General features: G+C 71.1%; 11 protein-coding genes and 1 tRNA gene. 8 read left to right on the plus strand and 4 right to left on the minus strand.

Annotated features, from left to right (window positions below):
• Positions 1–40 precede the first annotated feature (40 nt).
• Positions 41–826: an IclR family transcriptional regulator gene (locus AC3ENQ_RS03250; RefSeq protein ID WP_431801620.1), complete on the plus strand. Its 786-nt coding sequence runs from the start codon at positions 41–43 to the stop codon at positions 824–826.
• 10 nt (positions 827–836) lie between these two features.
• On the opposite strand, the gene AC3ENQ_RS03255 is transcribed toward AC3ENQ_RS03250, so the two are convergent.
• Positions 837–1,838, minus strand: coding sequence for a LacI family DNA-binding transcriptional regulator (locus tag AC3ENQ_RS03255; RefSeq protein WP_431801622.1), 1,002 nt, complete (start codon positions 1,836–1,838; stop codon positions 837–839).
• A 184-nt stretch (positions 1,839–2,022) separates the two neighbouring features.
• Between AC3ENQ_RS03255 and AC3ENQ_RS03260 the strand changes: the two genes are divergently transcribed.
• The 4 genes from AC3ENQ_RS03260 to AC3ENQ_RS03275 are packed head-to-tail and all read left to right on the plus strand — an operon-like array spanning position 2,023 to position 7,295.
• Complete coding sequence (locus AC3ENQ_RS03260) at positions 2,023–3,276, plus strand: sugar ABC transporter substrate-binding protein (RefSeq protein WP_431801624.1); 1,254 nt, start codon at positions 2,023–2,025, stop codon at positions 3,274–3,276.
• 4 nt (positions 3,277–3,280) lie between these two features.
• Positions 3,281–4,486 carry a carbohydrate ABC transporter permease gene (locus AC3ENQ_RS03265; RefSeq protein WP_431801626.1) on the plus strand — a complete coding sequence of 402 codons (1,206 nt, stop codon included), beginning with the start codon at positions 3,281–3,283 and terminating at the stop codon, positions 4,484–4,486.
• Positions 4,483–5,394: a carbohydrate ABC transporter permease gene (locus AC3ENQ_RS03270; RefSeq protein ID WP_431801628.1), complete on the plus strand. Its 912-nt coding sequence runs from the start codon at positions 4,483–4,485 to the stop codon at positions 5,392–5,394. Before AC3ENQ_RS03265 ends, AC3ENQ_RS03270 begins: the two co-directional genes overlap by 4 nt.
• Positions 5,391–7,295, plus strand: coding sequence for a glycogen debranching N-terminal domain-containing protein (locus AC3ENQ_RS03275; RefSeq protein WP_431801629.1), 1,905 nt, complete (start codon positions 5,391–5,393; stop codon positions 7,293–7,295). Before AC3ENQ_RS03270 ends, AC3ENQ_RS03275 begins: the two co-directional genes overlap by 4 nt.
• Positions 7,296–7,376: 81 nt before the next feature.
• On the opposite strand, the gene AC3ENQ_RS03280 is transcribed toward AC3ENQ_RS03275, so the two are convergent.
• On the minus strand, positions 7,377–7,913 hold the full coding sequence (locus tag AC3ENQ_RS03280; RefSeq protein WP_431801631.1) for a YbaK/EbsC family protein: 537 nt from the start codon (positions 7,911–7,913) through the stop codon (positions 7,377–7,379).
• Positions 7,914–8,047: 134 nt separating this feature from the next.
• Positions 8,048–8,671, minus strand: a complete 624-nt coding sequence (locus tag AC3ENQ_RS03285; RefSeq protein WP_431801633.1) for a hypothetical protein — start codon at positions 8,669–8,671, stop codon at positions 8,048–8,050.
• Positions 8,672–9,295: 624 nt separating this feature from the next.
• Here AC3ENQ_RS03285 and AC3ENQ_RS03290 point away from each other — a divergent pair.
• The 3 genes from AC3ENQ_RS03290 to AC3ENQ_RS03300 all read left to right on the plus strand — a co-directional run bounded on the left by AC3ENQ_RS03290 (position 9,296) and on the right by AC3ENQ_RS03300 (position 13,109).
• On the plus strand, positions 9,296–10,369 hold the full coding sequence (locus tag AC3ENQ_RS03290; RefSeq protein ID WP_431801635.1) for a Glu/Leu/Phe/Val dehydrogenase family protein: 1,074 nt from the start codon (positions 9,296–9,298) through the stop codon (positions 10,367–10,369).
• 128 nt (positions 10,370–10,497) lie between these two features.
• Positions 10,498–12,096, plus strand: a complete 1,599-nt coding sequence (locus AC3ENQ_RS03295) for an AMP-binding protein (RefSeq protein ID WP_431801637.1) — start codon at positions 10,498–10,500, stop codon at positions 12,094–12,096.
• Positions 12,093–13,109 carry an NADP-dependent oxidoreductase gene (locus tag AC3ENQ_RS03300; protein WP_431801639.1) on the plus strand — a complete coding sequence of 339 codons (1,017 nt, stop codon included), beginning with the start codon at positions 12,093–12,095 and terminating at the stop codon, positions 13,107–13,109. The genes AC3ENQ_RS03295 and AC3ENQ_RS03300 overlap by 4 nt, the downstream gene beginning before the upstream one ends.
• Positions 13,110–13,186: 77 nt before the next feature.
• Here the strand turns inward: AC3ENQ_RS03300 and AC3ENQ_RS03305 are convergent.
• Positions 13,187–13,262 (minus strand) — tRNA-Ala (locus AC3ENQ_RS03305).
• Positions 13,263–13,332: the final 70 nt, after the last annotated feature.

Genomic DNA, 13,332 nt, shown 5'->3' on the forward strand with positions numbered 1-13,332 from the left:
GCGCGCACGGCCCGCTGCGCACAGGCATCCCTGGCAGTATGTGTCTGTGATACCAGACAGCGATCTTCCGCAGGAGGCCGGCGCCCCGCAGGTTCCCGCCGCCGACCAGACGCTCCGGATCCTGTCGTTCCTCGGGCGTCAGCGGGGTCCCGTCGCGGCGCGGACGATCGCGGAGCAGCTCGGCATCCCGCGTTCGAGCGTCTACCACCTGCTCTCCGCGATGGCGGCGCACGGGTTCGTCGTGCACCTGACCGACGCCCGGCGCTGGGGGCTCGGCACCGCGGCGTTCGAGCTCGCCGGCGGCTACACGCGCCAACAGCCCCTCGCGCGTCTCGGCCGGCCGCTCGTCGCCGCGCTCGCCGACGCGACCGGGCAGAGCGCGCACCTCGCGGTCATGAGCGGCCGCGACGTCGTGTACATCGTCGAGGAGCGGGCGCCGCGCCGCCCGGCCCTCGTCAGCGACGTGGGCGTCCGCCTTCCCGCGCACCTCACCGCGACGGGGCGCGCGATGCTTGCCGCGCTCCCCCGCGCGCAGGTGCGGGCGCTGTATCCGGATGCCGCGGCGTTCGCCGACCGCACCGGGCGTGGCCCCCGCCGACCCGCCGAGCTGCGCGAGCTGCTGCGCGTCGTGCGGGCGGAGGGGTACGCGAGCGAGGACGGCGAGGTCACCCTCGGCTTCCGGTCGGTGGGCGTCGCCGTCCGCGACCACGCCGGGTGGCCCGCGGCGGCGATCGCCGTGACGTGGCCCGACGACGAGGCACGGGCCGAGGCGATCAGGCCGCTCGTCGCCGACGCCGCCGCGGAACTCGCCCGCCGGATCCGCTGACGATCGATCCTCAGCGCACGACGAGGCGCGGCTCGACGAGCACGTGCGCGCCGCCCGGCTCCGCCGCGCGCGGAGCGATGACGCTCCCCGCGCCCATCAGGAGGTCGAGCGCTCCCGATGCGACATCCTCGGGGCGCTGCTCGACGCTCGAAAGGCCGAGGGCCTCGGCGGCGGGGGTGTTGTCGAACCCGATGACCTCGAGGTCGGTGCGCCCGCTCGTCACGGCGGCCAGGTGCGCGCCGACGGCGAGCGAGTCACTCGCGCACACGAGCGCGTCGAGGTCGTGATGCGCGAGCGCGTCGGCGACCACCTCACGGGCCGTCGCCACGCTCTCCGGGGCGACGAGGCGCACGGCGTCCGCGCCGCGCGGCAGCGAGCGCCGCCATCCGGTCTCACGGTCGTCACCGGTCCCCGACCCTTCCGGCCACCCGAGGAAGCCGACGCGGGGTCCCGCGGAGGCGACGGCGTGCCGCGTGGCCTGCTCCGTGCCCGCCGCCCCGTCGACGTCGACCCACAGGTGCGCGGGCTCCGCGTAGTCGTCCTCGCCCCAGGGGCGCCCGAAGGAGACGAACGGGACGCGATGGTCGAGGAGCCAGCGCGTGCGCGGGTCACCCGCGAACGTGCCGGTGATGACGATCGCGTCGACCTCCGCACCGTCGCGGAGGTCGGCCATGCGGCGGATCTCCTCCTCGGGAGTTCGCGCCGCATACAGGGCGACCCGCAGGCCCCGCTCGCCGGCGCGCTCGGTGAGCGCGTGCACGAAGCGGTCGAGCACGACACCGGAGATGCCCCCGGCATACGGATCCAGGTGCACGCCGATCGTCGAACTGCGGCGCGTGCGCAGGCGCCGGGCCGCAACGTGCGGCGAGTAGCCGAGCAGATCGATAGCCGCCTGCACGCGTTCGCGCGTCTGCGCGCGCACGACGTCCGGTGCGTTGAGCACATTGCTCACCGTCTGCCGAGAGACGCCCGCCTCGCGGGCGACGTCCTCGATCGTCGCTGCCCGGTTCATCGTGTCCTGATCTTGACCTGCGCCGTCTTGACGCACTTCGCGTCGACGTCTACGTTATCTTCCAACCCACGAATTTGAACGATCAAATTCTTGCGGCGGATCCAGCGATGGAAACTGCCCACGGGGTGTCACGTCACGACGGGGCCGGTTCCCTCTCCGGCTTCGCAGGATCGAAGGAGATGCGATGAAGCGACACACAGCACGCACGCTGCTCGCGGCGGGAGGGCTCGCGGCATCCGCCGCGCTGGTCCTCACCGGATGCGGATCGGGGTTCGACGACTCGGGATCGGGGGGCGCCAGCGGAGAGCTCACCTCGTCCGACGACGCCCTGACGATCATGATCGGCTCCAGCGGGGATGCCGAGACGAAGGCCGTCACCGACGCCGTCGCCGCCTGGTCGAAGGATTCCGGCGTCGACGCGAAGGTGGTCGCCGCGACCGACCTCACCCAGCAGCTCTCCCAGGGATTCGCGGCGGGTTCTCCGCCCGACCTCTTCTACCTGTCGACCGAGGCGCTGGCCGGCTACGCCGACAACGGGTCGCTGAAGGCGTACGGCGATCAGCTGTCGAACAAGGATGACTTCTACCCGTCGCTCGTGAAGAACTTCACGATCGGCGACGAGTTCTACTGTGCACCGAAGGACTTCTCGACGCTGCAGCTCGTGATCAACAAGGGGCTGTGGGAGGCGGCCGGACTCACCGAGGCCGACATCCCCACCACGTGGGACGAGCTGGCCGATGTCTCCGCGAAGCTCACCAGCGGCAGCACGAAGGGGCTCGTCTTCAGCGGCGAGTATCAGCGCGTGGGCGCGTTCATGGCGCAGGCGGGCGGCCGGCTCGTCTCCGAGGATGGCACGAAGGCCGAGGCCGACAGCGACGCCAACGTCGAGGCCCTCACCTACGTGCAGACGCACCTGAAGGACGGCTCCTTCGCCTTCGCGGCCGACGTGGGCGCGGGCTGGGGCGGCGAGGCGTTCGGCAAGCAACTGGGCGCCATGACGATCGAGGGCAACTGGATCACCGGTGCGCTCGGCGACTACCCCGACGTCGATCCGCTGATCGTCGAACTGCCCGCGGGCCCCGGCGGCAAGGGCACCCTGCAGTTCACGAACTGCTGGGGCATGGCCGCCGACAGCCCCAACCAGAAGGCCGCGCTCGACCTCGTCGAGTACCTGACGACCGCCGAGCAGCAGCTGGCGTTCTCGAAGGCCTTCGGTCCGATGCCCTCGGTGCAGTCCGCCGCCGACGAGTGGAAGAGCGAGAACCCCGACCTCGAGGCGTTCCTCGCCGGTTCCGACTACGCCCAGGGCGTTCCCACCAACAAGGGCATCACCGACGTCCTCTCCGACTTCAACGCGCAGCTCGAGTCGCTCAAGACGGGTGACCCGACGGCGATCCTGACGTCGGTGCAGACGAACCTCGAAGGCATCGTCGGCTGATCCCATGACCGCTCCCGCCGCCCCGGCCGAGGCGACACCGCCGCAGGCCTCTCCCCCGCACTCCGCTCGCACCGCCCGTCGCGGCAATCCGCGCGGCGTGCACCGGGGAGAGGCCCGCGCGGGCTGGCTGTTCGTCTCGCCCGTCATCCTCATCCTCGGAGTGTTCCTGCTCGTCCCGGTGCTCATGGCGCTGTGGGTGAGCTTCTCGGACTGGTCGGGGCGCGGGAGCCCCTTCTCCGCGAACGTCTCGTTCGTGGGGCTCGACAACTACGCGTCGGTGACGGCAGAGCCGGGGCTCGCCCAGCGCGACTTCGGCACCGCCCTGCGCAACAACGCCTGGTATGTGGTGCTCGTGGTGCCGCTGCAGACGGCGCTGTCGCTGTTCCTCGCCGTGCTCGTGAGCCGGCGTATCCTCAAGGCGCGCGGCTTCTTCCGCACGGCTTTCTACTTCCCCTCGGTCACGAGCTCGGTCGCGATCACCGTCCTGTGGCTGTTCCTCTTCTCGTTCGCCGGTCCCGTCAACGCGATCATCGCCCAGCTCGGCGGATCGGGACCGAACTGGTTCAACGACCCCCGCGGCATCGTCCACGTCGCCCTCGGGAGCCTCGGTGTCAGCTCCGGTCCCGACGCCCTCACCGGCGGCGGCTTCCTCGGCATCTCGTGGTGGGAGTGGCTCTCCGGCCCCTCCGTCGCGATGTCAGCGCTCATCCTCATGGCCGTCTTCACGACCAGCGGGACCTTCATGCTGCTGTTCATCGCCGCTCTCCAGAACGTCGGCTACGAACTGACCGAGGCCGGCATGATGGATGGCGCGAACGGCTGGCAACGCTTCTGGCACATCACGCTCCCCCAGCTGCGTCCGACCGTCTTCACCGTCGTGACCCTCGGACTCATCGGGTGCTGGCAGGTCTTCGACCAGATCTACACCGGCACGCAGGGTGGTCCGGCCAAGACGACGGTGACGCCGGCGTACCTCTCCTACACGGCGGCGTTCCAGAACAATAACTGGGGCATCGGCGCCGCCATCGCGTTCATCCTGTTCCTCATCATCATCTTCTTCACGATCGTCCAGCGCTGGGTGCTCCGCGAGCGGCCCGTCTCCAAGCGCCGTTCGGCACCCTACGACCGCGCTCTGAAGAAGGACCGCGCGCGCGAGCAGGATGCCTCGGCATCCTCCTCCGCGACCGCCACGACCGGAGGTGCCGCATGAGCGCCGCGACCGTCCTCACCGAGGCCGAGATCCACGACCAGCCCCCGATCGCGGTGCCGCGCCGCCGGCGCCGGTTCACCGTGAAGAGCACGCTCGGACAGGTCGTCCTGTACGCCCTGCTCGTCGCGCTCGCGATCATCTACATCTACCCGTTCCTCGTGCAGGTGGCGACGTCGTTCAAGAGCGAGCAGGAGGCGGCGATCAGCCCCATCTCCCTCATCCCGCAGACGTTCACGACGGCCGCATACGAGCGCCTGTTCCTCAACAGCGACTTCCCGCTGTGGTTCGCGAACTCCGCGATCGTGACGATCTGCGTGACCCTCGGGCGCGTCTTCTTCGTCTCACTCGCGGGCTACGCGCTCGCTCGGCTGAACTTCCGCGGTCGCGGCGTCGTGTTCGCGCTCGTCGTGGGCGTCATGGCCGTGCCGGGCGTCGTCCTCCTCATCCCGAAGTTCCTCGTGCTGAACCAGCTCGGCCTGTACGACTCGTACGCGGGCATGATCCTGCCGCTGCTGGTGGATGCCGCGGGGGTGTTCATCATGAAGAACTTCTTCGAGTCGATCCCGCCGTCGGTCGAGGAGCAGGCCCGCATCGACGGCGCGGGGAGCTTCCGCATCTTCTGGTCGATCGTCCTGCCGATGGCGATGCCCGCCCTCGTCACGATCATCATCCTGTCGTTCCAGGGATCGTGGAACGAGCTCAGCCACTTCATCGTGTCGACCCAGTCGCCCCAGCTGACGACCCTGACCAAGGGCGTCGCTTCGCTCGCGTCGGGGCAGCTCAGCCAGGGCACGCAGTACCCTCTGAAACTCGCCGCCGCGGCGATCATGACGATCCCGGTCGCCGTGCTCTTCTTCATCTTCCAACGACGCATCATGAACACCAGCGAAGGAGCAGTGAAGGGATGACGGCACTCTTGCAGCCGTTCCTGTCCGATCGGGTCGTCGCGCTGTCGGCGCCGACCCAGGCGTGGTCGGGCACCGACGGCGAGGTGGGAGGTGCCGCGATCGACGGCATCTACCACGGCGACACGCGCTTCGTCCGGTCGGGATCGCTCCGCTACGCGGGCGCGTCGGGCGCGCTCGCTGAGCCCGAGTGGGTGTCGTGGTCGCTGCCGTCGGCCGAGACCGTGCGCTTCGACGCGCTGCTGCGCGGCGTCGACGACGAGTGGCCCGATCCCAAGGTGCGCCTCGTCCGCGAGCGGCACGTGTCCGACGGACAGGTGACCGAGACCCTCACGGTGCGCTCGCACCTGACCGAGCAGGTCACGGTGCGCCTCAAGGTGACCCTCGCCCCCGACTTCTCTCCCCTGCAGATCGTGAAGTCCGGGGCCACGGGAGACGCGTCGTGGGATGCCGAGGCCACGGCATCCGGTGTACGCATCGCCCACTCGGCGAGTGCGGCGGCGTCGGTCATCGACGCCCCGGACGCCGCGGTGGCCGTCGAGGGCGATGCGGTGACCCTGAGCTGGCGACTGCGGGTGCCGGCTCGCGGCGCGGCATCCGCACGGTGGGACGTCGCGATGGACGACCCGAGTCTCGTCGTCCGCGGACCCTCCGGCGCGGCGCCGTGGGACACCCCCGTGACCGTCCCGGGCGCCGACCCGCGCCTCGAGCGGTGGCTCGACCGCGCGCTCGGCGACCTCTCCGCTCTTCGCCTCGCCCTGCCCGACCATCCCGAGGACGAGTTCTTCGCCGCCGGCGCACCCTGGTTCTTCACCCTCTTCGGCCGCGACTCGCTGTGGGCCGCGCGCCTGCTGCTCCCGCTCGACGCACGCATGGCCGCGTCGACCCTCCGCGTCCTGGCGCGCCTGCAGGGGACGAAGAACGACCCGTCGACCGCCGAGCAGCCCGGCAAGATCATGCACGAGCTGCGCGCCGGCACGCTCTCGATGCCGGGCGAGGGCATCGAGCTGCCGCCGCTCTACTACGGCACCGTCGACGCGACGCCGCTCTGGATCTGCCTTCTCGCCGAGGCCGCCGATGCGGGGATGCCCGAGGACGATGTCCGTGCGCTCGTGCCGACGCTCGAGGCCGCGATCGCGTGGATGCGCGACAGCGTCGGCGCACACGGCTTCCTCGACTACGTCGACGAGACCGGCCACGGCCTCTCGAACCAGGGGTGGAAGGACTCAGGTGACTCGATCCAGTGGCGCGACGGGTCGCTCGCCGAGGGGCCCATCGCCCTCTGCGAAGTGCAGGGTTACGCGTACGAGGCCGCGCTCGGCGGGGCGGCGCTCCTCGATCGGTTCGGGCGGCCGGGCGGCGATGACGTGCGGTCGTGGGCCGCAGCGCTGAAGGAGCGGTTCGCCGAGAGCTACTGGGTCGAGACCCCCGAGGGCCGCTACCCGGCGATCGCCCTCGACCGCGACGGGCGCGCCGTCGATACCCTGACGAGCAACGTCGGACACCTGCTCGGCACCGGCATCCTCTCCCCCGAGGAAGAAGCACGGGTCGCCGGGCTCCTGGTCGGAGACTCGATGTCGTCGGGGTTCGGGCTCCGCACCCTGTCGACCGAGGCGGGCGGCTACTGGCCGCTCAGCTATCACGGCGGCAGCGTCTGGACCCACGACACCGCGATCGTCGCCCGCGGCATGCTGCGTGCGGGGCTCATCGACGAAGCCGAGGCGCTCGTCGCCGGGATGCTTACCGCCGCAGAGGCGTTCGAGTACCGTGTGCCCGAGCTGCACGCCGGCGACGACGCGGGCGCCATCGAGCGGCCCGCACCCTACCCCGCGGCGTGCCGCCCGCAGGCGTGGTCGGCGGCGGCAGCCGTCACCGCATGGGAGGTGCGGGGCTCGCGGCCGTAGCGCTCCGTCGACGCGCGGGGGCTGACGGGGTGCGGGGGTTGCGCGGGGGCTGACGGGGCGCGGGGGTTGGCGCGGGTGCCGTCAGTCGACGCGCGCGACGGTGCCGCCGGTGAGCCGGACGAGCTCGTCGTAGGTCAGTGGGGAAACGGTGTGCGGCGTGCCGCCCGCCGCCCAGATCTCGTCGTACGCGGCGAGGGCTTCGTCGACGATCGTCGTGAGGGGCGCGGGGTGCCCGGTGGGCGCGACCCCGCCGATCGCCTGACCGGTCGCGGCGCGCACCTGGTCGGGCGTCGCACGGACGATACTGCCCCGCCCGAGACGCTCGGCGAGGGCCGCGGTATCCACGCGGTGCGCTCCGCTGGTCATCACGAGCAGGGGCTCGCCGTCCGACCAGAAGACGAGGCTGTTGGCGATGGCGCCGACCTCGACGCCGAGCGCCGTCGCCGCGAGGGGCGCCGTGGCCGCGGCATCCGGCAGCACGACGATCTCGCCGCCGATCCCCGCCGCGCGGAGGGCCTCGTGGACGCGCCTGCTCCGCGCCCCGAGCCCGTCCGGCGCGCTCGCGCCCGCCTCGCCCGTGCCGCGCGTGCCGCGCGTGTCGCCCGCCTCACCTGTCATGCCCCGACCCTACCGCCACGTTCGGTTCGCAGGACTTTTGCAACGCGCGACCCCGTTGCGCCGCAGAAACGCGCGGGACGACACCAAATTTCCTGCGAACCGAACACACCTCTCGCCTCTTCCCGCCCCTGCCGTCATCCCCGGATGGCGAGCAAACCTCGAATCGCCGCCACGACGCGCTCCGGATGCCAGAAGATGTCCTCCGCGATCGGGCGGTACGTCACCATCCCCCGCGCGGCCGCCTCTTGGTCGCGGCGGCGATCGGTGCGCTGCTGATCCCAGGACTCGTGGAACTCCCGGCTGTCGCACTCGATGATGAGCCACCCGTCGATGACCAGATCGACCCGGCCGACGCCGTCGATCCGGACCTGAATCTCCACTTCGCATCCGAGCATCCGCAACAGCAACCGCATGAGCGTCTCCGATCCCGACTCCGCGCGCTCGTCCAGCAGTCCGCGGATGAACTGGAGCCGGCGCGGCAGCGCGGCGAACACCTCGCCGAGCTCCGCCTCGCCGATGAGTCCCAGATGCAGGGCCGAGTCGAGCGTCGCGACGGCCGCTCGCACCGGCTGGCAACGCGTCGCCTCGATGAGGGCCTCCACGATGTCGACGCTCGCCCACCCGTCGGCCCGCCGCCGGGTCCAGTGGACACGGACGTCGCGCTCGACCTTGCCGAGTCGGGAGCCGGTTCGCGGCACCTCGACGTGGAGCGCGGAGCGATCGAGCACGAAGACGCCCCACCGCGCCAGCTCGGACACGCACGTGAGACGCCCTCCGACCCGGCACGCGTCGACACAGTCACCTTCGACGTCGGGGAGGAGATAGGTGTTCTCCCGGGGGCGGAGGAGACGTCCGTCGCGGACGGCCTGCGTGAGGTCGCGGGGCCGGAAGCCCGCGTCGAGGAGTTCCTCACGCGTGTGAACCGGCGCGCGTTCGGGGATCCGGAGCTTTCGGGCGACGCGGCGCCGGACATATCGGGGAGCGAGAGCGCGGGGAGCAGACCGGATGCGAAGACGACGGAGCATGTGCAGGATCGTGCCGGGAGCACCCCGCCCGCGGGACCCGAAGGTGCGGATCGGTGGACAACTGGCGAGATTGCCCGCCTGGGGAGGAGCCGATGGCGGCGCCTCGGGCGCGCGGTGTTCGGTTCGCAGGAGATTCTGGCGAAAGCGCGTCGATATGCGGGCTGGAGCGCGCCTGCGCGCAAGAAGTCCTGCGAACCGAACGAGGAACCGAGACGCCCACCCGCGGACGCCCGCCCGCACACGCGTCCGCCGCGCCACCCCACGCGGCGTCGGCGCGGTGGCAGAATGGCTCGCGGATGCCGCAACGCCGCGGCATCCGCAGAGCACAGCCCACAAGGCCAGCCGAAAGAGGATGCGATGACGCACACCCTGCCCCTGCCCGATCTCACCCACGAACGCGTGGAGGTGACGACCGGCCCGCGCAGCGGCCTGGTCATCACCGTCGCCCTCCACTCCTCGGCGCTCGGCTCCGCCCTCGGCGGCGCGCGCCTGTGGACGTACCCGCACTGGAGCGACGCCGTCGGCGACGCCTTGCGCCTCTCCGCGGCGATGACCCTCAAGAACGCCGCCGCGGGCCTCGACGCCGGCGGGGGGAAGTCGGTGATCGCGCTCCCGCCCGGCACGACGCTCGACGCCGACCGCCGCCGCGCCGCATTCCTCGATCTCGGCGATGCGGTCGAGAGGTTCGGCGGCCTGTACCGCACCGCCGAGGATGTCGGCTCGACGACCGATGACATGCTCACGGTGAGCGAGCGGACGAGCCACGTCGTCGGCCTCCCCGATTCGGCGGGCGGCTCGGGCGAGCCGGCCGGTCCCACGAGCCTCGGCGTCTACGAGTCGCTTCGCGCGACCCTCGAGCGCGTCACGGGCTCCCCCGAGGTGGCAGGCCGGCGCATCACGATCGCGGGCCTCGGCCAGGTGGGCAGCCGCCTCGCGGTGCGGCTCGCCGCCGAGGGCGCCGCCCTCACCGTGACCGACGTGAACCCCGCGAAGCGCGCGCTCGCCGCCGACCTCGACGCACGATGGGTCGAGCCGGGCACGGAGCACCTGGTCGAGGCCGACGTCTTCGTCCCCGCCGGCATCGGCGGCATCCTCGACGACGAGGTCATCGACGCCCTCGCCGCGCGCGCCGTGTGCGGCCCCGCGAACAACCCGCTCGCCGACCGCAGCGGCGCCGGCCGCCTCGCGGCGCGCGGCATCCTCTACGCCCCCGACTTCGTCGTGAACGCCGGCGGCGTCATCTACCTCGACCTCGAGGCGAAGCGGCTGGGCTCGCGCGCCGAGATCATGGAGCGGGTCGCCGGCATCGGCGACACGCTCCGGGGCCTGTTCGACGCGGCCGCCGCGCAGGGCATCACCCCGCTGGATGCCGCGGAGCAGCGCGCCGGCGACCCTCTCGCCGCGGAACGCCTCGCGACCACGGCGGCCTGACGCGCACCGGACACGCGACACGACGCGGACCCGGTTCCACAAACAGTGGAACCGGGTTCGTCGTGGTGCGAGGATGGAGCCAGCCGGCGAAGCCGCCGGCATCCGTGCACCGTCGAAGGAGACCGCCCGTGTTCCGCAGCCCGTACCCCGATGTCGAGATCCCCGACACGAGCATCTACGACTACCTGTTCGGTTCACTCGATGAGAGCGACCTCGGGCGCGTCGCGCTCATCGACCCGACCTCGGGCGCCGAGACGACGTACGGCGCCCTCCGCGCCCAGATCGATGCGCTCGCCGGCGCCCTCGCCGACCGCGGCGTCGGCATCGGCACGACGCTCGGCCTCCTGAGCCCGAACGTCCCCGCGTTCGCGACGGTGTTCCACGGCATCCTGCGCGCGGGAGCGACCGTCACGACGATCAACGCGCTGTACACCGCCGCCGAGATCGAGAAGCAGCTGAAGGATGCCGGGGCCACGTGGCTCTTCACGATCTCGCCGATGCTGCCGCAGGCGGAGGCCGCCGCGGCGGCGCTCGGCATCCCGCCCGAGCAGCTGGTCGTCCTCGACGGCGCCGACGGCCACCCGAGCCTGCGCGACCTGATCGCCGAGCAGAAGCCGGCCCCCGAGGTCACGTTCGACCCGGCGACGCACATCGCCGTGCTCCCCTACTCGTCGGGGACGACCGGCAACCCCAAGGGCGTGATGCTCAGCCACCGGAACCTCGTGGCGAACGTCCAGCAGTGCCGCATCTCGATCACGCTGAGCGAGAAGGATCGCGTGCTCGCGGTGCTCCCGTTCTTCCACATCTACGGCATGACGGTGCTCCTGAACCTCGCGCTGCGCCAGCGCGCCAGCCTCGTGACGATGCCGCGCTTCGACCTCGTCGAGTTCCTCACGATCATCCAGCGCTACGGGGTCACGTTCCTGTTCATCGCGCCGCCGATCGCGGTCGCCCTCGCGAAGCACCCGATCGTCGACGAGTACGACATCTCGACGGTGCACACGGTGTTCTCCGGCGCTGCTCCCCTCGACGGCGAGACGGGGCACGCGGCCGGCCGCCGCATCCACGCGACGATGCTGCAGGGCTACGGTATGAGCGAGTTGAGCCCCGTCTCCCACGCGATGCCGCCCGAGCGCGACGACATCCCGCTCGACTCGATCGGCGTGCCGCTGCCGAACGTCGTGTCGAAGCTCGTCGACATCGACACGGGCGAGGAGATCACGGAGTTCGGCGAGGACGGGTTCACGGCGCCCGGAGAGCTCCTCGTGCAGGGTCCGAACGTCATGCTCGGCTACCTGGGCCGCGAGGACGCGACGGCGGAGACGATCGAGCCCGACGGCTTCCTCCACACCGGCGACGTCGCCGTCGCGCACCGCGACGGGTACTTCACGATCGTCGATCGCGCGAAGGAGCTCATCAAGTACCACGGCTACCAGATCGCTCCGGCCGAGCTCGAGGCGCTGCTGCTCAGCCACCCGAAGATCATGGATGCCGCGGTGATCGACGTGCTCGACGAGGAGAAGGAGGAGATCCCGAAGGCGTTCGTCGTCGCAGCTCCCGGCGCCGATCTCACCGAGGACGAGGTCAAGGCGTTCGTCGCCGAGCAGGTCGCCCCGCACAAGAAGGTGCGCCGCGTGGAGTTCATCGAGGCGATCCCGAAGTCGAGCTCGGGGAAGATCCTCCGGAAGGACCTCCGCGCGCGCGAGGCGGCACAGGTGAGCGCATGACGGATGCCGACGACACGGCGACGAGCATCCGTCTCGCCCGCCGCCCCGTCGGCTGGCCGACTCCGGGCGACTTCGACATCGTCAGGGAGCCGTTGCCCCCGCTCGAGGACGGGCAGGTACGGGTGCGGAACGAGTTCGTCTCCGTCGACCCGTACATGCGCGGCCGGATGTCGGATGCTCGTTCCTACGTCGCACCGTACGAGATCGGCGCCGTGATCTCCGGCGGCGCCGTCGGGCGGGTGGTCGCGTCGGAGAGCGAGGCGCTCCCGGTCGGTACGGCCGTCCTCCACCAGCGCGGCTGGAGCGATCTCGTGCAGGGCGACGCGCGCCGCTTCCAGAAGGTCGACGAGGTGGACGGCATCCCGCTGTCGACCCGCCTGCACATCCTGGGGCTTACGGGCTTCACCGCCTACGTCGGACTCACCGCGATCGCGCACCTGCAGCCCGGCGAGACGGTGTTCGTATCGGGCGCGGCCGGCGCCGTGGGGACGGCGGCCGGGCAGATCGCTCGCCTCCTCGGCGCGGGACGCGTCGTGGGATCGGCGGGTACGCCCGAGAAGGTGGCGCTGCTGACCGAGCGCTACGGCTACGACGCCGCGTTCTCCTACAAAGACCAGCCGGTGCGCACGTCGCTGAAGGCCGCAGCTCCGGAGGGGATCGACGTCTTCTTCGACAACGTCGGTGGTGAGCACCTCGAGGCGGCACTCGGGGCGTTCAACGACAACGGGCGTGCCGCGCTGTGCGGCGCGATCGCGAACTACAACGCGACCGAGCGTCCGCAGGGTCCGTCGAACATGGCGAACCTCATCACCCGCGCCCTGACCCTCCAGGGTTTCACCGTCGGGAACTACGGCCACCTCATGCCGGAGTTCCAGGCGAAGATGTGGGAGTGGTTCGCCGCCGGCGAGATCGTCTACGACGAGACGATCGTCGACGGCATCGAGAACACGATCGACGCGTTCCTCGACATGATGCACGGCGCGAACACGGGAAAGATGCTCGTGCGCGTGTGAGGATGCCGGAGGGCCGATGCCGTCCCCCGAACATGAGAGAACCCCCGCCGAGCGGGGGTTCTCTCATGTCTTCCGGTTGGTGGACCTAAGGAGATTCGAACTCCTGACCTCCTCGATGCGAACGAGGCGCGCTACCAACTGCGCCATAGGCCCGTAGACGACAACGAGCCTATCACGCGCGACGGGCGGCGTTTCACTCGGCCGAAGATGACGGCGCACGAGG

The organism is Microbacterium sp. bgisy203 (assembly GCF_057706945.1).

Excerpts from the sequence above, each read along its gene's own strand:
- AC3ENQ_RS03255 (WP_431801622.1), bottom strand. The coding sequence starts at position 1,838 with ATGAACCGGGCAGCGACGATCGAGGACGTCGCCCGCGAGGCGGGCGTC.
- AC3ENQ_RS03260 (WP_431801624.1), top strand. The coding sequence starts at position 2,023 with ATGAAGCGACACACAGCACGCACGCTGCTCGCGGCGGGAGGGCTCGCG.
- AC3ENQ_RS03265 (WP_431801626.1), top strand. The coding sequence starts at position 3,281 with ATGACCGCTCCCGCCGCCCCGGCCGAGGCGACACCGCCGCAGGCCTCT.
- AC3ENQ_RS03270 (WP_431801628.1), top strand. The coding sequence starts at position 4,483 with ATGAGCGCCGCGACCGTCCTCACCGAGGCCGAGATCCACGACCAGCCC.
- AC3ENQ_RS03275 (WP_431801629.1), top strand. The coding sequence starts at position 5,391 with ATGACGGCACTCTTGCAGCCGTTCCTGTCCGATCGGGTCGTCGCGCTG.
- AC3ENQ_RS03280 (WP_431801631.1), bottom strand. The coding sequence starts at position 7,913 with ATGACAGGTGAGGCGGGCGACACGCGCGGCACGCGCGGCACGGGCGAG.
- AC3ENQ_RS03290 (WP_431801635.1), top strand. The coding sequence starts at position 9,296 with ATGACGCACACCCTGCCCCTGCCCGATCTCACCCACGAACGCGTGGAG.
- AC3ENQ_RS03300 (WP_431801639.1), top strand. The coding sequence starts at position 12,093 with ATGACGGATGCCGACGACACGGCGACGAGCATCCGTCTCGCCCGCCGC.